The sequence below is a fragment of the Phyllobacterium sp. P30BS-XVII genome, from assembly GCF_014138335.1.
Taxonomy (GTDB): Bacteria; Pseudomonadota; Alphaproteobacteria; order Rhizobiales; family Rhizobiaceae; genus Phyllobacterium; species Phyllobacterium meliloti.
Genome location: NZ_JACGXO010000002.1, coordinates 499761 through 516634 on the forward strand (window position 1 = coordinate 499761; position 16874 = coordinate 516634).

Annotated in this window: 16 protein-coding genes and 1 other RNA gene; 10 read left to right on the forward strand and 7 right to left on the reverse strand. The window is 55.6% G+C overall.

Translation table 11 applies throughout. From position 1 onward, the window contains the following. Positions 1-8 precede the first annotated feature (8 nt). A complete protein-coding gene (locus FHW17_RS08305) occupies positions 9-3794 on the forward strand; it encodes an AsmA-like C-terminal region-containing protein (RefSeq protein WP_281410740.1) in 3786 nt (1261 codons plus the stop codon). A gap of 668 nt (positions 3795-4462) precedes the next feature. Here FHW17_RS08305 and FHW17_RS08310 read toward each other — a convergent pair. The 4 genes from FHW17_RS08310 to FHW17_RS08325 all read right to left on the reverse strand — a co-directional run bounded on the left by FHW17_RS08310 (position 4463) and on the right by FHW17_RS08325 (position 6425). Continuing rightward, a complete protein-coding gene (locus FHW17_RS08310; RefSeq protein ID WP_112527568.1) occupies positions 4463-4693 on the reverse strand; it encodes a ribbon-helix-helix domain-containing protein in 231 nt (76 codons plus the stop codon). Beyond that, positions 4690-4902 (reverse strand): DUF4169 family protein, encoded by a 213-nt coding sequence (locus FHW17_RS08315; RefSeq protein WP_112527566.1) that lies wholly within the window; start codon positions 4900-4902, stop codon positions 4690-4692. Before FHW17_RS08315 ends, FHW17_RS08310 begins: the two co-directional genes overlap by 4 nt. An 8-nt stretch (positions 4903-4910) precedes the next feature. After that, positions 4911-5495 (reverse strand): SspB family protein, encoded by a 585-nt coding sequence (locus FHW17_RS08320; protein ID WP_182509590.1) that lies wholly within the window; start codon positions 5493-5495, stop codon positions 4911-4913. Between the two features lie 216 nt (positions 5496-5711). Next, the gene (locus FHW17_RS08325; RefSeq protein ID WP_182509591.1) at positions 5712-6425 is read right to left on the reverse strand and encodes a TetR/AcrR family transcriptional regulator; all 714 of its coding nucleotides are present in this window, start codon (positions 6423-6425) and stop codon (positions 5712-5714) included. Positions 6426-6635: 210 nt separating this feature from the next. Between FHW17_RS08325 and FHW17_RS08330 the strand changes: the two genes are divergently transcribed. Next, the gene (locus tag FHW17_RS08330) at positions 6636-7844 is read left to right on the forward strand and encodes a multidrug effflux MFS transporter (RefSeq protein ID WP_112527560.1); all 1209 of its coding nucleotides are present in this window, start codon (positions 6636-6638) and stop codon (positions 7842-7844) included. Between the two features lie 59 nt (positions 7845-7903). On the opposite strand, the gene FHW17_RS08335 is transcribed toward FHW17_RS08330, so the two are convergent. Beyond that, the gene (locus tag FHW17_RS08335) at positions 7904-8455 is read right to left on the reverse strand and encodes an AAA family ATPase (protein ID WP_182509592.1); all 552 of its coding nucleotides are present in this window, start codon (positions 8453-8455) and stop codon (positions 7904-7906) included. A 120-nt stretch (positions 8456-8575) separates the two neighbouring features. Next, positions 8576-8933: a transfer-messenger RNA gene (ssrA, locus tag FHW17_RS08340) on the reverse strand. A 146-nt stretch (positions 8934-9079) separates the two neighbouring features. Here ssrA and FHW17_RS08345 point away from each other — a divergent pair. The 8 genes from FHW17_RS08345 (at position 9080) to FHW17_RS08380 (ending at position 15919) form a co-directional block, all read left to right on the forward strand. Further along, the gene (locus FHW17_RS08345; protein WP_112527558.1) at positions 9080-9391 is read left to right on the forward strand and encodes a DUF2853 family protein; all 312 of its coding nucleotides are present in this window, start codon (positions 9080-9082) and stop codon (positions 9389-9391) included. A gap of 116 nt (positions 9392-9507) precedes the next feature. Continuing rightward, positions 9508-10302 carry a thymidylate synthase gene (locus FHW17_RS08350; RefSeq protein ID WP_112527556.1) on the forward strand — a complete coding sequence of 265 codons (795 nt, stop codon included), beginning with the start codon at positions 9508-9510 and terminating at the stop codon, positions 10300-10302. A gap of 20 nt (positions 10303-10322) precedes the next feature. Then, the gene (locus FHW17_RS08355; protein ID WP_348643713.1) at positions 10323-11327 is read left to right on the forward strand and encodes a DUF4424 domain-containing protein; all 1005 of its coding nucleotides are present in this window, start codon (positions 10323-10325) and stop codon (positions 11325-11327) included. Continuing rightward, positions 11324-11824 carry a dihydrofolate reductase gene (locus FHW17_RS08360; protein WP_182509593.1) on the forward strand — a complete coding sequence of 167 codons (501 nt, stop codon included), beginning with the start codon at positions 11324-11326 and terminating at the stop codon, positions 11822-11824. The genes FHW17_RS08355 and FHW17_RS08360 overlap by 4 nt, the downstream gene beginning before the upstream one ends. Positions 11825-12017: 193 nt before the next feature. Further along, positions 12018-13124 (forward strand): FtsH protease activity modulator HflK, encoded by a 1107-nt coding sequence (gene hflK, locus FHW17_RS08365; protein ID WP_112527554.1) that lies wholly within the window; start codon positions 12018-12020, stop codon positions 13122-13124. Further along, positions 13124-14047: a protease modulator HflC gene (locus FHW17_RS08370; protein WP_112527552.1), complete on the forward strand. Its 924-nt coding sequence runs from the start codon at positions 13124-13126 to the stop codon at positions 14045-14047. Before hflK ends, FHW17_RS08370 begins: the two co-directional genes overlap by 1 nt. Positions 14048-14063: 16 nt before the next feature. Then, positions 14064-14249 (forward strand): DUF2065 family protein, encoded by a 186-nt coding sequence (locus tag FHW17_RS08375; protein WP_091877796.1) that lies wholly within the window; start codon positions 14064-14066, stop codon positions 14247-14249. 131 nt (positions 14250-14380) lie between these two features. Continuing rightward, positions 14381-15919 (forward strand): DegQ family serine endoprotease, encoded by a 1539-nt coding sequence (locus FHW17_RS08380; RefSeq protein WP_182509594.1) that lies wholly within the window; start codon positions 14381-14383, stop codon positions 15917-15919. Positions 15920-15973: 54 nt separating this feature from the next. Here the strand turns inward: FHW17_RS08380 and serB are convergent, their stop codons facing one another. Continuing rightward, entirely contained in the window at positions 15974-16861 is an 888-nt protein-coding gene (gene serB, locus FHW17_RS08385; protein ID WP_182509595.1) for a phosphoserine phosphatase SerB, read from the reverse strand. Between the last annotated feature and the right edge of the window lie 13 nt (positions 16862-16874).

Here is a 16874-nt window from a genome sequence, read left to right on the forward strand (position 1 = left end):
GTGAAACACTGGCACGCCTTTTTGTTTTCATCGGCGGATTACTGGTACTGGTGCTGACTGCGGCACTGGTGGTGCCGTATTTTGTCGATTGGGCGGGCTATCGTTCTTCGTTCGAGCGGGAAGCATCGGCGCTTCTGGGCCGGCCGGTTACTGTTGCCGGGTCTGCCAGCGCGCGCCTTCTGCCGTTTCCTTCGGTGACATTTTCCGATGTGAAAGTCGGCGATCCCGGATCGGAACCTGTCATGACCATCGACAAGTTTTCGATGGATGCGGAGCTTGCGCCGTTCCTGCGTGGTGAAATCCTTATCTTCGATATGCGGCTGGAAAAGCCGACCGCCAAGGTGAATATCGACAGGAATGGTGTGATTGACTGGGCCATCCGCCCGCAGACCTCGTTTGGCTCTGCGCAGGTGAAACTGGAAAACATGAAGATCACCGATGGATCGGTGGTGGTGCGCGATGCTTCCACGGCAACGGTGCGCACAGTGGATGATCTTGATGCAACGCTTTCCGCGACCAAGTTGAGCGGTCCGTGGAAGTTTGACGGCACTTTGCTTTTCAATGGCGAGAAAACTGCTGTTTCAGCCTCGACAGGCGAAGTGAAAGCCGATGGCTCGCTGAATGTACACGCGCGCGTTACGCCGGATGGAATGCCTGCGGTGCTTGAAACGGATGGTGGTATTACCCTCGACAAGGGCGCGCTGAAATATGCGGGCAATATCAGTATCCGCTCTGTTGATGAAGCTGCGCCCAAAGCGGAAAATGCGAACAAGAAGATTGCGGTTGCCGATAAGCCGCTGCTATCAAGCGTGCGGGTGACGGGACGCTTTGAAGCCGACCATGCGCGGATATCCATTCCTGACTTCCGTATGGAGCAGGGGACCGCTGATGATCCTTACATCGTCAATGGCAATGCGCTTTTTGACTATGGCAAGAACCCGCGCTTCGAAATCAAGGCTGACGGCCAGCAGGTCACGTTCAGCGATCTGAATGAAGATTCGAAGGGCAGCCAACCGAAACCGCACACAGCGGCGCAGCGGCTCGGTGTGTTCCGCCGCCTGATGGATCAACTCCCGATACCGACTGTTCCGGGTACGATTGATCTGAAGCTGCCTGCGATTGTGGCTGGAGACACGACGATCCGTTCAGTGACGATCGATGCGGAACCATCCGGTGGCGAGTGGAAAATCAACCAGCTTCGGGCGGAACTGCCCGGGCGGACCCAATTTGAAGCCAATGGCATGTTGCAGATTGGCGAGAATTTCGGTTTTGACGGTAAACTCCTCGTGGCCTCGCGTCAGCCCTCCGGTCTTGCCGCATGGCTGACGGATACTGTTGACGAGTCAATCAGGCGTCTTCAGGGGGCGGGTTTTTCCGGTGATGTGAAACTGCATGATGATTTGCAGCGTATTGACAATCTTGAGGTGGCGCTTGGCGGCGCGTCGCTAAAGGGTTCGCTGATCCGCAGTGCCAAAGGCGAATCCGTGCCGCTGACCCAGTTGACACTGGAGGGCGGCGCGCTGGATGGCGATGCGCTGGAAGCCTTTGCCGCAATCTTTGGCCGGAATGCCCCATCAGAGGCGGGCAAGGGATCGCCGCAACTGGCGGGCGAAGACCTCGATGTGCGATTGAAAGCTGGTCCGGTCAGCCATGGCGGGCTGGTGGCTGAAAGCCTTGATACGGGCTTTCGCCTGCGCGACGGGGTTTTCGATATTGACCGTTTGACGGTCGGCAATCTTTCCGGGGCAACGATTACGGCGACGGGCAGGATGGAGCCATTCAAGGATGAACCAACGGGTTCGGTGGATGCCACCATTCTTTCAGATGACCTTGCTCCATTTGTTTCAGCACTGGCGAAGCGGTTTCCCGACTTTCCGTTTGTCACAGCCTTGAATGAACATGCTGCCAAATTTCCCGGACTGTTTGAGGAAACGCAATTGAGCATCCTCGCCAATGCTCTCCATGGCAAAAATGCAGCGGATGAATTTTCTCTCAGTGCCTCGGGAAAGACCGGTGGCATGAATGTAACCCTATCAGGCACGACCAGTCAGGGCACCGACAAGCTGCGGGCGCTTGAGCTGACCATGAATGCACGCACGGACCATGGCGAGAACCTGATGGCCCTGATGGGGCTTCCGGCGCTGCCGCTTGGCTTGGCTGGTGAGCTTGAGGCTGATCTTGCGCTCAAGGGTAATGGCAAGGATGGCATTCAGACCCAGCTTTCCCTTAAAGCGCCGGATGGTCAGGCACTGCTCGATGGCAGTTTGCGCAGCACCGGCGGCCTGTTGAACGGCGAAGGACGCGCATCAATCAAAGCCAGCGACATCGAGCCCTATCTGGCAACTGCTGGTTATTCTCTGCCGGGCTTCGGCAGCGGCATGCCCGTGGATATGGCCAGCAGCTTTCAGCTTGCCAAGGGCAGGCTGGTGCTGCCTGATCTCAGCGGTAAAGTGCATGATACCAAGATGACGGGCCGGCTTGATCTTGGAACAGAGAACAATATTCCCGATGTTCAGGGCAATCTGACTTTCAGCAAGCTTGATCTGTCATCGGTGGCGCAGTTCATGCTTGGCACCAGCGCGCTTGATGAGAGCGGGCAAAAATCATGGCCCAAAGAAGTCTTTGCCAAAGCGCCATTGTTTCCCTTTGGTTTCAATCTGAAAATCAAGGCTGACGAGGCGGACGCAGGACTTCTGGGGCCTGCGACCAAGCTGCAATCAACTGCCTCGCTGAAGGATGGCTATTTGCGGCTCGATGACACGCAAGGGGACGTGCTTGGCGGCAACTTCAAAGGCATGTTTGAACTGCGCAATACCGGCGGCAATGGTCTGGCCACTGGCCAGTTCACGCTGGAACAGGCGACCCTTGATGATCTCTATACGCCCGATGATCACGAGCCCTTGATGGGGGCAGCCAAGATTGTTGCATCGGTCAATGCGACCGGCACATCCATTGCGGATATGATGGCGTCTGTTGCAGGTTCCGGCGTTGTATCCGTCGAAGATCTGGCTGTTGATGCCATCAATCCCGGTGCGCTCAAGCCCATTTTGAACGATGCCGACAATCTGCCGGGGGCGATTACGTCAGATGCGATCAGCGCCGTCATTGGCAAATATCTGCATGCGGGGCCGTTCAATGCCGGAGCGGCGGAGTTCGCCTTTACGATTGCGGGCGGCATGGCGCGAACCTCGACATTTCAGCTGAAAAGCGAAGGCGCGACACTCAATGCCGATCTGCGCCTCAATCTGCCCGATATGACAATGGCTTCGCAGGGACGCTTTTCCTTTGATCCGGGCAAGCTGGTTGTTGCGGGTGCCGAACCGGTTGTGGAATTCACCGGGGAAGGGCCATGGCGTGCGCCGAAATGGACGCTGAACCGTCAGCCGCTGGAACAGTTCCTGACCCAGCGCACGCTGGAACGTGAGCAGCAGCGGGTCGAAACCATGCAGGCATCACTGGTGGAAAAGCAGCGCCTGCGGCGCGAGGCGTTGTTTTATCAGAGCAAGGCGACGGAACGGCAGAAACTGGCTGAAGAAGCAAAGTTGAAAGCGGAACAGGAAGCTGCCGCCAAGGCGGAAGCTGAACGGCAGGCGGCAGAAAAAGCTGCCGCCGAGAAAGCCGCCGCGGAAAAAGCAGCGGCAGAGAAGGCAGCGGAGGAGGCCGCGCGCAAAGCCCGCGAGCAGCAGGCTCCCGCCAATGGCGGCGCACAGGCCGAGCCACCGCAGGGAACCGGCTCCATCAACAAGCAGTCGGTCGATGATTTTCTCAAAACACTTGGGCCGACTGTTCAGTAGTACCCGTGGGTGATGTGGTGACTGCGGTTGATGGTGCATGGGTGCGTGGTTCGACAAAACAACCAGGAGGGACACACCTCTCTCCGTCATCCTCGGGCTTGACCCGAGGACCCACGGCTACGGAGATCAAACGGATTTGTATGCTCAGCGCCTCTAAGTTGTGGGTCCTCGGGTCAAGCCCGAGGATGACGGAGGTTGGTGTTCGACAGCGGTGGAGAAGCCGGGATGGTAGGGAAAGCGAGGGTGACGGCGATATAGCGAGCGGAGGCTACGTTTTGCAACGTTGCCGAACCTAACTCCCAGCAACCCACCCATCTCCGTCATCCTCGGGCTTGACCCGAGGACCCACGGCTAAGGAGATCAAACGGATTTGTATGCTCAACGCCTCTAAATTGTGGGTCCTCGGGTCAAGCCCGAGGATGACGGAGGTTGGTGTTCGAGGATGACGGAGATGGGTGTTCGAGGGCGGTGGAGAAGGCGGGGGTGGTAGGGAAAGCGAGGATAACGGAAATGGGTGGGTTACGGGGAGTAAAGCCTTGCAATCTTTGTGATTTGCAAGCCTTACGATTATCGTTGCATCCTCACTCTCCCTCATGGTGAGCTTGTCGAACCACGAACCACGAACTCCAAGCACACTCTTTGCAGATTTATGGAATCAAAACGGCAGCCTAGGAAGCGGGCTTCATCCTGTTCATCACCCAATCCAGCGCGTAGATACGCAGCGCAGAGGACAGGTTGGAATTGCGGTCGCGGCCCTCGTCAATATCGGCAATCAGACCCGCAACCGTCATGTCCCGGCTTTCGGCGATGGATGTGATAATGTCGTAGAACGGGTCTTCAAGGGAAAAGCTGGTGCGGTGGCCGCGGATGGTCACGGAGCGTTTGCGCACAAGGCTCAAGGCTTGTCCTTGCCGGTATCAGTGGAAGGCGGATGGCCCTCAAGCCGGTTGCTATCGAGAAACAGTTCGCTCTTGCGACTGGCGCTCTGTTCGAACTGCTTTTCGGTTTTGGTGCGGCCAAAAACAATCCGGTTCTCGGCCGCAGTCTGCTCTTTTGCGTCCTTCGCCTTGCGCTTTTTGAATTGCCGCAGATTGACGATATCGGCCATGTCAGCGGCTACTTTTTCTTCCGGAACGAATCCAGCGAAACAACGGAGGCTGATGTCTTTTCGCCGCTTTCCTCGCGCGCCGCATCGGTTTTCTCACCGCCGGCTTTCACAGGCTTCTTGGCTGATTTTGCTGCTGGCTTGGGTTTGGAACCCGAAGAGGCGGTCTTTGGCTTTTCGGCTGTTGGCACTGGCGCGATGCTGGTAATGCCCTGATCGTTGTCGCCAACGGTTTCTTCCACCTCGACATCGAACTCCAGCTCGAAATTGACAGAGGGGTCATAGAAGCCGCGAATAGCCGAGAAAGGAACCACAAGACGCTCGGGCACATCGCCAAAGGACAGGCCAACTTCGAAGAGCGTGTCAGTCACCTGCAGGTCCCAGAACTGGTGCTGCAGCACGATAGTCATCTGCTCGGGATATTTTTCGTGCAGACGGGTGGATATGCGCACGCCCGACGCGCCGGTCAGGAACGTGACGAAAAAATGGTGGTTGCCAGGAAGACCAGCCTTGGCGACTTCTCCAAGGACTTTGCGGATAACGCCGCGTAGCGCTTCCTGGGCCAGTATATCGTAGCGGATCATATCTTGTGGCATGCACTCTTATCCCATGGATTCGCCCCTCTCTGTCAAGCAGAGAAGACAAACGTATTTGAGCCATTATGGCGCATGGATAAAGGAATTGCGACTGGTTGTAAGCGCCTGATGTAAATAATGCCTGTCGCTCACATCTTGGGAGGTTGTGTGAGCGTCCTCACTGATGCTGTGAACGAGACAAAGTTGCTGCCATTTACCTGAGTTTGAGGGAGCATTTCAGCCAACGGCTTTCACGAGAGGTTGGCTGGCAGGTGCATTTGTCGCGGGTGCCGAATAGGCCCTGAGGAAAGTGCGAACCGCATTGCGCGCTGCCGTTTCCAGCTGTTCGTCAGTCAGCGATTCGCCAAACAGCGTGAGTATTTGCAGATCCGCGTTGACCAAGGCGAGAAACTGCCGGGCGGCCAGATCAAAATCATCCATCTGCAACGCACCACCATAGGAGAGGCGGGCAAACAGCGCGGCGAGGGCGGTGCCGATCTTGCCGGGACCATGCTTGCGCCAGCCTTCAAACAGTTGCGGATAGCGCTCGCCCTCGGACTGTACGAGCTTGCGCAGGAATTTGCCGTCCTGATTGCACAGGCAATTCTTGGTCAATCGAACCGCGAAAGCGCTCAAATCATCCTCAAGATTATGCGGCGTGTCGGGAAATGTCGCGAGAATGGAAAAGAGACTGGAGTTGGTGCGGTTCATCACATCTTCGACCACAGCGGTAAAGAGTGTTTCCTTTTCGCGGTAGTGGTTGTATATAGTCTGGCGCGAAACGCACGCTTCCACAGCGATTTCGTCAATACTCGCTCCGGCAAAGCCTTCACGGCAAAATACTTCCGCCGCTGCATCCAATATCGATAGTCGTTTTGAACATTGACCGCGTTGAGTATGGCCAAGGGTAAGGCCATTTGCCTTGTGCGCTGCTTCTTTCGGATTTGTCATGAACCAAAGATAAGGCGCATTGACGTTTTAGACAATAGTGTCTAATTTGACACTTGTGTCTAAAAACATTGACACACTGTTTTGTGATGTGACGAGCGTCCTCCCAAGCGCGCCGCCGCTTCGCAGGTAAGAATTCTGAACCTCTCCTGAGAGCAATGCAGCACAGAAGCTGAAGAGCATCACGCTGCCGTTTTCTGAAAGATAAGCACCATGACGACCTCATTCTTTCGTACGGCCCTCATTCTGGGGCTCCTGTCGGCCATCGGGCCATTTGCGATCGACATGTATCTTCCGGCCCTGCCATCAATCGGCAAGGACCTGAGCGCGGAAAACAATGTCGTGCAGATGAGCCTTCTTGCCTTCTTTATCTCATTTGCCATCTTCCAGCTGATCTACGGACCGCTTTCCGATATGTGGGGCCGTAAGGCACCGCTTTATATGGGTATCGGCCTGTTTGCCGTGGCCAGTGTTGGTTGCGCGCTTTCCAAGGACATTGAAACGCTGATTGCCTTCCGCTTCCTGCAGGGGATTGGCGGTGCGGCGGGCATGGTTATTCCGCGCGCTATCGTTCGCGATATGCATACGGGTGTGCAGGCTGCGCGCCTGATGTCATTGCTGATGCTTGTCTTCAGTATCTCGCCGATCCTCGCTCCGCTGACGGGCAGCGCGGTCATCAGTTTCTATGGCTGGCGCGGCGTATTCTGGGCAGTGACGATTGCGGCTTTCATCGGCCTGATCCTGCTTTCGACCCAGCTAAAGGAAACCCGGCCACAGGCTGCACGCGTCGAAAGCGGCCTTGGCAGCGCCATGGCGGCCTATCGTCTGCTGCTCGGCGACCGCAACTTCCTGACGCTCACCTTCATCGGTGGTCTGGGTATTTCGAGCTTCCTCGTCTATCTCGCCAATTCGCCTTTCGTGCTGATTGACCATTATGGCCTCACGCCAACGCAATACAGCATCGCCTTCTCGATCAATGCGGTTTCGTTCTTCACGGTATCGCAGCTGACCGGGTGGCTGGGTGATCGCTTTGGTCTGGTACGGGTCATGCGCATGGCGTTGACGGCCTTCTCGTTCACCATGGCCGCAATGGTTGTGGTTATGGCGCTTGGCTTCAATCAACTGCCTGTATTGGCGACGTTCCTCTTCATCGGCTACGGCTTCCTCGGGTTGGTCATCCCAACGACCGCGGTGCTGGCGCTTGAAGATCATGGCGAGATTGCCGGTACAGCATCAGCCCTGATGGGAACGCTGCATTTCGTGACAGCAGCCGTTGCCATGGTGATTGCTGGCCTGTTCTTCGACGGTACAGCATTGCCGATGGCTGCGGGCATTGGCCTGTGCGCCGTGGCTGCTTTCATCCTGACACAGGTAACAATTGCGCGCCGCCGCGTGGTTGAAGTGGAAGCTGCGGCTGAATAATCGGCCCTTGGCATTGATAAGACAAAGGCCCGGAGCGAACAGTTCCGGGCCTTTTGCTGTCAAAGACCACCAAGCCGGGCAAGGATGAAATCGGCGCGTTCAACAACGGAGCACCTGGGAACCTCGACAAGATCATAGCCACTTTGCGCGTAGGCGTTGACCAGGGCGCGGTATGTCAATTCTGCTTCTTCGAGAGTCTGCCTGCGTTCCGCGTCCTGTTCGAAAATCTCCGGCCATGGCGGCAGGATGAACACGCTGGGGTTGTAACGGAACAGTTTTGCCGCCTGTCTCGCATGCTCTGGGACCGGAAGTCCAATGAGATCAAAATAGCCAAGAACATCCGGCACGCCGCGATCAAAGAACACGATTCCTTCCTGTTCAGCGGCTTCTCCATAGGATCGCAATTCCCATGAAAGCATCAGCTCGGCAAACAGCGCCTTGTTCTGCCAGGGCAGGGCTGGTCCGTTGATGGCCTGATAATTCTGAATAATCGCGCGGCCAGCCTCCGGCGCGGTGGCATAGCCGCGTTCTTTCAGATCGCGGATGAGTGTTGTCTTGCCGGCACCCGGTCCGCCGGTAAGAATCACGTAGCGGTCATTGCTCTTATGCATGGATAGACTCCTGATGGCGCAGTGCAGCGCTGCCGCCATGCGCGAATGTTGATGAAATGGAAAAAGGATGCGCAAAGCCTGAGGATGGCTTGCAGCGCTGGAAATGTTCAGAAGGGGGAAAGTGGAGGTTTCTGTTGCCAGGTACCTCCGAACCCCGCCTAGAAGTGCGAACCCCTAGGACTTAATTTGAAGCGATCACACCGCAATTAAGCAGCGAGACGTGCTTCCGCATAGTTGTCGTTTGCAACTACTGAGTTAGCCCGATAACGGTGGTACAATGCCGAGCAAAAGATCGATCTTTACACCCTTGTCGATCCTATTTCGCCCCCGCCACAATGCAGTCTTGCAACTGCACTCTGGTGGAGGCGCCGGGTACCGCCCCCGGGTCCAATGGGCTTATTACATCGTCCGTTTATCACTATAGCTGGCCGAAACCAGCAGGACCTATATAGGTCGTGTCGCGACGAAATGAAAGAGTGGCATTGACAGGTTCCTGTTGGTGGGGAATGTTTCTTCTTGTCTAATGAGACATCGCCTCATGCATCTGCCGGTTGTGCGATGTCTTTCGTGTCAGGGAGCGTTACAGTGCTTGGGCGCTGAACCTAACAATCAGGGGATTTATCCATGAGTGACTATCTAAAAGATGTACGCATTTATGATGCCGGTGCCGATGAAGCCACGGTAGCCAAAATTGTCAAACATCTCGGAATTGCCCTGCGCAACAGGGATTCTTCGCTCGTTTCCTGCTCGGACCCCGAAGAATTGGGCCGTGTTCGCACCAGTTGGGTTGGCAAGAAGCTCGGTGTTACCGATGCTGCCAAGGCTGACGCCGCCATTCACGCCGTCTGCGAAAAGATGAAAGCCGACCGTTCCAAGGGGCGCGTCACCTTCTATTATCTGACGGCAAAAGAACTCGGACTGCTCGGCAGCCTCTGATTGTCCTCACGGATAAAATACAATCCCCGGTGATTCGCCGGGGATTTTGACACCAGTGCTTGTGGATCACATAGAAGTTTTACTACTTCACAGAGCGAATCTGCTAAAGAGAAGCCATGCGCGCTTATCTTGATCTTTTACAGCATGTGCTCGATACGGGCATTGATCGTGGTGACCGGACCGGTACCGGCACGCGGTCCGTTTTCGGCTACCAGATGCGATTCGACCTGTCTGCCGGTTTTCCCGTGCTGACAACGAAGAAGCTGCATCTGAAATCCATCATCCATGAACTCCTCTGGTTCCTGAACGGCGAAACCAATATCGCCTATCTGAAGGAAAACGGCGTGACGATCTGGGATGAATGGGCCGATGAGAATGGCGACCTCGGACCCGTCTACGGTTATCAATGGCGCTCATGGCCAGCGCCCGATGGCCGCCATATCGACCAAATCGCGAATCTTGTCAGTGCGATAAAGCAGAATCCTTATTCGCGACGTCTGATCGTTTCGGCATGGAATCCGGCGCTTGTCGATGAAATGGCACTGCCGCCCTGCCATTGCCTGTTCCAGTTCTACGTGGCCGACGGAAAGCTCTCCTGTCAGATGTATCAGCGCTCCGCGGATATTTTCCTCGGCGTGCCCTTCAACATCGCGTCCTATGCCTTGCTGACCATGATGGTGGCGCAGGCTACCGGATTGAAGCCGGGCGATTTCGTTCACACGCTGGGCGACGCCCATCTTTATGCCAACCATTTTGAGCAGGCAAAGCTGCAATTAAGCCGTACACCCGGTCATTTGCCAACTATGCGTATCAATCCTGACGTGAAAGATCTCTTCGCCTTCAAGTTCGAAGATTTCAATCTAGACAACTACGTCTCAGAACCGAGCATCAAGGCACCCATCGCCGTATAGGCAATTGTCTGGAGGACATCGTGCTGAAACGCTTGTGTTTAACTGCTCTGCTTGCTTCGCTTACTTACCCTTCAATGTCATGGGCAAATGACTCAACCGCCTCGCTGGCAACCGGCGGTCTGGTTCTTTTGCGCAATCAGGACGTATCGATGCAACAGGAAGACCTGTTCATCTCGGAAAAGCAGGTCCGGGTCGATTATGTCTTCAGCAACAGCGCCAGGGAAGATGTCGAAAGCGTCGTGGCATTTCCGATGCCTGACATGCGGCTTGACACCCAGTCCATGGTATCAATACCGGACCCGCAGTCGGACAATTTCTTTGATTTTACCGTCACTGCGGACGGACAGCCCATCAAGCCGCAATTGCAGCAAAGGGCGGTTGCCGGTGGTCTCGACGTTACGGATATTTTGACCGGGAAGGGGATAGCCGTATCGCCCTTTGACAGCAAAGTGATCGCGGCGATCAACGCCCTTGATGACAGCACGAAAAATGAATGGATGAGCCGGGGGCTGCTTGTCGACAGTGGCGAACTTGTTGACGGCAAGTTGAGCTATGCTCCGGCATGGATATTGAAGGCGACCTTCTGGTGGTCGATGAAGTTTCCGGCTGGCAAGGAGATACGGGTCTCGCATCGCTATACGCCGAGCGTCGGCGGTTTTGTTGCCATCCGGTTTGATCCTCTGGCCAAAACCCCGTCAGCGGAAGATGCGGCACATGCGCGAAAATATTGCCGTGACAGGGATTTTGATCAGACGGTTGCAAAAGTCCTGCAGAAAGAAGCTCCCAACAGCTATCCGTTTCGTGAAAGCTGGATTTCCTATGTGCTGACCACGGCCGCCAATTGGGCGGGGCCAATCCAGAAATTCAAGCTGACAGTTGATAAGGGCGATCCGGATGATCTGATCAGTTTCTGCGGCACCGGTGTCAAAAAAACCGGCCCAACCACCTTCGAAATGACAGCTACTGACTTCTGGCCGACGGAAGATCTTAACATACTGCTTCTCAAGAGGAACAAGGCTCCATGATCAGTTTTGTCGTCGCTGTTGCACAGAGCGGAGTTATTGGCCGTGACAATGGTCTGCCCTGGCGTCTGTCCTCTGACATGAAGCGTTTCAAGGCCATTACGATGGGCAAGCCCATCGTAATGGGTCGCAAGACGTGGGACACTCTCGGCAAGCCGTTGCCGGGACGCACCAATATCGTCATTACCCGCGATCCGGCTTTTGCCGTGGAGGGCGTTATAGCGGTCCGTTCGGTTGACGAAGCGCTGATGATTGCCGGAAGTCATGCGGCGGCTGACAAGGTTGACGAAATCTGTGTGATCGGCGGCGGCGAGATTTATCGCCAGCTGCTTGACCGGGCAGACCGGCTTCACATCACATGGGTTCTGGCAAATATTGAAGGAGATGCTTTCTTCCCCCCGATTGATCCCAAGATCTGGAATGAAGTTTCTCAGGAAGAATTTCCCGCAGGCGAAAAAGACAATTATCCGACACGCTACGCGATTTACGAAAGGCGCTGAAAACCGGGCGTCATATCGTGATCAATATGAAAATGTCGTGATAAGCGGGCATAATCATTCACCTTTTTACCAAATAAGCATGAAAAACCGCGCCGCGCGTTGAAAGCGGGCCTCGCGATCCCTATAAACGGGAAGTCGGGTTAGAGGGACGTTGCCATGGGGTGGCGAATCTCGTCCAAAATATGAGGTAGGAATGCCCTGGAGTAATCAGAATGGTGGCGGCGGCCCTTGGGGTGGCGGCGGTAACAATAACGGCGGTGGTGGAGGTCCATGGGGCCAAAAGCCACAAGGTGGAGGCCCCGGTGGCAATCCACCCGACCTTGAAGATATTATCCGCCGTGGTCAGGACCGTCTGCGCCAGGCGATACCGGGTGGACCCGGTAGCAGTTCGACCATTTTCGGACTTGCCGCGATTGCTTTGATCGCCTTCTGGCTTTTCCAGTCAATCTATACGGTTCAGCCTGATGAGCGCGCTGTTGAGTTGCGCTTCGGCAAGCCGAAGGCAGATATTGCCGAGCCGGGTCTGCATTTCCATCTGTGGCCAATCGAATCCTATGAAAAGGTGCAGATCGTCGAGAAGCAGAAGAACATTGGCGGACAGGGTGTATCCGGCGCCAGAGAAGGTCTGATGCTGACGGGTGACCAGAACATCGTGAATGTTCAGTTCTCCATTCTTTACCGTGTTTCCGACCCGGTTGCTTACCTGTTCCATGTGCAGAACCCTGAGAATATGGTGCAGCAGGTCTCCGAAAGCGCGATGCGCGAAATCGTTGGCCGCAGCCCGGCACAGGACATTTTCCGCGATAATCGTGCTGGCATAGCCAATGATGTGCGCGGCATCATCCAGAAGACACTGGATGATTACGGTTCCGGCATAGCTGTCAACGCCGTCTCGATCGAAGATGCTTCGCCACCGCGTGAAGTTGCCGATGCCTTCGATGAAGTGCAGCGTGCCGAGCAGGATGAAGACCGTTTCGTTGAAGAGTCGAACCAGTATTCCAACCAGAAGCTGGGTCAGGCTCGCGGTGAAGGCGCGCAGATCCGCGAAGATGCTGCCGCTTACAAGAACCGGATCGTGCAGGAAGCACAGGGTGAGGCGCAGCGCTTCACATCTGTGTATGACCAGTACGTCAAGGCGCCGGAAGTAACCCGCAAGCGTCTCTACCTCGAAACAATGGAGCGTGTGCTGAAGGACTCGAACAAGGTGATTGTCGACCAGAAAGATGGTCAGGGAATTGTGCCCTATCTGCCCTTGTCAGAGATCACCAAGCAGCAGCGCCAGACCGAGGGGACAAAGTAATGAACCAGAACCGTTTACCTCTTATTGCAGGTCTGATCGCATTCGTCGCCCTGCTGGTTTATTCGTCGGTTTTTGTCGTCAATGAACGCCAGCAGGCCATTGTCCTGCGCTTTGGTCAGATCGTCGATGTGAAAACGCAACCGGGCATCTATTTCAAACTGCCTTTCGGCTTCCTCGAAGCCGACAATGTCCAGATGATCGAAGATCGTCTGCTGAGCTTTGAACTCGACAATATCCGGGTTCAGGTTTCGGGCGGCAAGTTCTATGAAGTGGATGCTTTCCTTGTCTATCGCATTACCGATCCACGCAAGTTCCGCCAGACGGTGTCTGGTGACGTGGACTTTGCACAGGCTCGCTTGAAGACACGTCTCGATGCGTCCTTGCGTAGCGTTTACGGTCTGCGTGGATTCGAAGCTGCGCTTTCTGATGAACGTGCGGGCATGATGCGTGAAGTGCGCGAGCAACTGCGCCCCGATGCGGAATCGCTTGGTCTTGAGATTGCCGATGTGCGTGTTCGCCGGACTGATCTGACACAGGAAGTCTCGCAGCAGACCTATGAGCGCATGAAAGCTGAACGTCTCGCACAGGCCGAGTTCCTTCGCGCCCGTGGCCGTGAAGCTGCACAGCGCATCAAGGCGATTGCCGATCGTCAGGTGGTCGAGATCGTTGCGGAAGCCCGCAAGGAATCGGAAATCGCCCGAGGTGAAGGTGAAGGTGAGCGCAGCCGTATCTTCGCTGATGCCTTCTCCAAAGACCCGAGCTTCTTCGCCTTCTACCGGTCGATGGCGGCTTATGGTGCGGCGCTGGATAATACGGGAACAACGATGGTGCTTTCGCCCAATTCCGAGTTCTTCCGTTATTTCCAGGATGCCAACGGCGCTCTACCACCGGCACCGCCGGCTCTTCCAAAACCTGCCCCATAATCGGGGCAGGTGAAGTATGATCGATTTTCTGGATGCCGTAGGGCTGTTCCTCGTCTTTGAGGGGCTGCTCTACGGCTGTTTCCCACTTATAGCAAAACGCGTCGCCCGGGATGTCAGTGCCCAGCCCGATGGTTTTTTGCGTATTGCCGGTGTCGCCTCCATCGCCCTTGGCGTGGGAATCGTCTGGCTCGCACGGGGGTAATGGCGGTCCCGCCATTACCAAACTTGATCAAGCTTGCGACCATGGCCATATTTTCGTCTACTCTCGCGGCTCTGTTGTAATCCGTCGCCATTTATTTTTTAATCTGTCCATACAGACAAAGGCCCGAACGCATGGTTTTCACTCCTGGTCGCCCGTTTTTCCGTTCTGCCACCGCGGTAATAGCGCTGGTTGCGCTGTCCGCCACCAGCGTGGCACCAGCCTTTGTGACTGTCGCCGCAGCACAGTCAGCGCAGCCAAGAGCGCAAGGCCCGGCATCGGTTGCCGATCTTGCCGAAGGCCTGCTGGATGCGGTGGTGAATATTTCGACATCACAGACCGTAAAAGGTCAGGACGGCGATTCTGATTCCGGACCCGTTCCAATGCCGAAGGTACCGGAAGGATCGCCATTTCAGGAGTTTTTCGACGAGTATTTCGGCAAGCAGAAGCCGGGTGAAAGCAATCCATCCCGCAAGGTTCAGTCGCTTGGCTCCGGATTTGTCATTGATGCGGAGCAGGGCATTGTCGTGACCAACAATCACGTTATTGCCGATGCCGACGATATTGAGGTCAATTTTACCGACGGTTCCAAGCTGAAGGCGGAACTGGTTGGCAAGGACACCAAGACCGATCTGGCCGTGCTCAAGGTTGATCCAAAGAAGCACAAGCTCGTTGCAGTCAAGTTTGGCGATTCCTCGAAAGCCCGTATTGGCGATTGGGTCATGGCCATTGGCAATCCGTTCGGCCTCGGCGGTACTGTTACTGTCGGTATCGTTTCGGCGCGTAACCGCGATATCAATTCCGGTCCTTATGACAATTTCATCCAGACCGATGCGGCAATCAACCGGGGCAATTCCGGTGGACCACTGTTCGACATGTATGGTCAGGTAATCGGCATCAACACGGCAATCATTTCGCCAACGGGCGGATCAATCGGCATTGGCTTTGCTATTCCCGCCGAACTTGCATCCGGCGTTATTCAACAGTTGCGCGACCACGGCGAAGTGCAGCGCGGCTGGCTGGGCATTCGCTTTCAGCCGGTTACGGATGATATCGCTGAAAGTCTGGGTATGACATCGGGCAAGGGCGCACTGGTTGCCGGGGTTATTGATGGCGGACCCGTTGCCAATGGTTCGCTGCTCGTTGGTGACGTCATTACAAAATTTGACGGAAAGTCTATCAATAATGTGAAAGATTTGCCGCGTGCCGTTGCGGAAAGCCCTGTCGGTAAGGAAGTCGACGTGGTCATTGTCCGCAAGGGCAAGGAACAGACGGTCAAGGTTACGCTTGGTCGCCTTGAAGACACGGACGACAAGGGCAAAGGTAAAGACAAGCCCAAGTCGCAGACCGATCAGGACGAAGACTCCTCGCAGGACGTGGATGTTCTGGGGATGTCGCTCGGTGTCCTCGATGAGGCAACCAGAAAGACATTTGGCATTGCCAAAGAGGTCGAAGGCGTTCTGATCACCGAAGTACAGGCTGAATCGGTCGCTGCGAACAAGCGGATCGAGGCTGGCGATGTCATCGTCGATATCGCGCAGGAAACCGTCAAGACACCTGAGGAAGTAGCCAAGCGGATTGAAAAGCTACGCGACGAAGGCCGCAAGAACGCCCTGTTGATGCTCGCATCAAAGACCGGCGAGTTACGCTTTGTGACCCTGCAGATGAATTGATCCTATCGAGATCAGCAAAAAGGCGGCCAATGGCCGCCTTTTTCATATGCGCTATCAGATAACGAAATCAGTCTTGCGATAGCCTTGAATATAAAGCAGCGCGGTGAGATCACCGTGATCGATGCGCACTTTTGCCTGCGCGGCAACGGACGGCTTGGCATGCAGGGCGACACCGGTGCCCGCGAGCTGCAACATGCCGAGATCATTGGCGCCATCGCCCACGGCAAGGGCTTCCTTCGGGGAAAGATTGAACCGCTCGCAGATGGCGTTGAGCGCCGCGACCTTGGCTTCACGGCCAAGAATGGGTTCGCTGACTTCGCCTGTCAGCGTTACGCCATTGTCGAGCAAAACATTGGCACTGTTCTCGTGAAAACCGATCATGGCGGCGATGCGCCGGGTGAAGACGGTGAAGCCACCAGAGACGAGCGCCGTATAGGCACCGTGCTTTTTCATCGTGCGGACCAGTTCCGGGCCGCCGGGCATGAGCGTGATACGGCTGGCAATGACCTTGTCGATCACCGTATAGGGTAGGCCCTTGAGCAGGGCGACGCGTTCGCGCAAGGCGGGTTCGAATTCGATTTCGCCATTCATCGCGCGGGCGGTAATGGCGGCCACCTTGTCGCGCAGGCCAGCCTCTTCGGCCAGTTCGTCAATGCATTCCTGCTGGATCATGGTGGAATCCATGTCGGCAATCAGCACCTTCTTGCGTCTGCTATCCTGTTCCTGCACCACGATATCGATGGGCTCGCCATCAACGATCCGCGCCAGTTCCGCATGGCTTTCCACCGGATCAGAACCTGTCCGCAAGGCGAGATCGCAGGCAATTCCGTCGGCCAGCCAATAAAGTCCTGTTGCATTGACTGCCGCTGAGGCTTTAATCCCCAGCGATGGGCTGAGACTGGGTGAAGCCGGATTGGCGATAAGCGTGGCCATCAAGGGCATGAGCATTTCCTGA

What these genes read in the sequence shown, in the direction of transcription:
- FHW17_RS08315 (WP_112527566.1), bottom strand. Translation starts at nt 4,902, where the DNA reads ATGGCCGATATCGTCAATCTGCGGCAATTCAAAAAGCGCAAGGCGAAG.
- FHW17_RS08320 (WP_182509590.1), bottom strand. Translation starts at nt 5,495, where the DNA reads ATGCCACAAGATATGATCCGCTACGATATACTGGCCCAGGAAGCGCTA.
- FHW17_RS08325 (WP_182509591.1), bottom strand. Translation starts at nt 6,425, where the DNA reads ATGACAAATCCGAAAGAAGCAGCGCACAAGGCAAATGGCCTTACCCTT.
- FHW17_RS08330 (WP_112527560.1), top strand. Translation starts at nt 6,636, where the DNA reads ATGACGACCTCATTCTTTCGTACGGCCCTCATTCTGGGGCTCCTGTCG.
- FHW17_RS08335 (WP_182509592.1), bottom strand. Translation starts at nt 8,455, where the DNA reads ATGCATAAGAGCAATGACCGCTACGTGATTCTTACCGGCGGACCGGGT.
- FHW17_RS08345 (WP_112527558.1), top strand. Translation starts at nt 9,080, where the DNA reads ATGAGTGACTATCTAAAAGATGTACGCATTTATGATGCCGGTGCCGAT.
- FHW17_RS08350 (WP_112527556.1), top strand. Translation starts at nt 9,508, where the DNA reads ATGCGCGCTTATCTTGATCTTTTACAGCATGTGCTCGATACGGGCATT.
- FHW17_RS08360 (WP_182509593.1), top strand. Translation starts at nt 11,324, where the DNA reads ATGATCAGTTTTGTCGTCGCTGTTGCACAGAGCGGAGTTATTGGCCGT.
- hflK (WP_112527554.1), top strand. Translation starts at nt 12,018, where the DNA reads ATGCCCTGGAGTAATCAGAATGGTGGCGGCGGCCCTTGGGGTGGCGGC.
- FHW17_RS08370 (WP_112527552.1), top strand. Translation starts at nt 13,124, where the DNA reads ATGAACCAGAACCGTTTACCTCTTATTGCAGGTCTGATCGCATTCGTC.
- FHW17_RS08375 (WP_091877796.1), top strand. Translation starts at nt 14,064, where the DNA reads ATGATCGATTTTCTGGATGCCGTAGGGCTGTTCCTCGTCTTTGAGGGG.
- FHW17_RS08380 (WP_182509594.1), top strand. Translation starts at nt 14,381, where the DNA reads ATGGTTTTCACTCCTGGTCGCCCGTTTTTCCGTTCTGCCACCGCGGTA.
- serB (WP_182509595.1), bottom strand. Translation starts at nt 16,861, where the DNA reads ATGCCCTTGATGGCCACGCTTATCGCCAATCCGGCTTCACCCAGTCTC.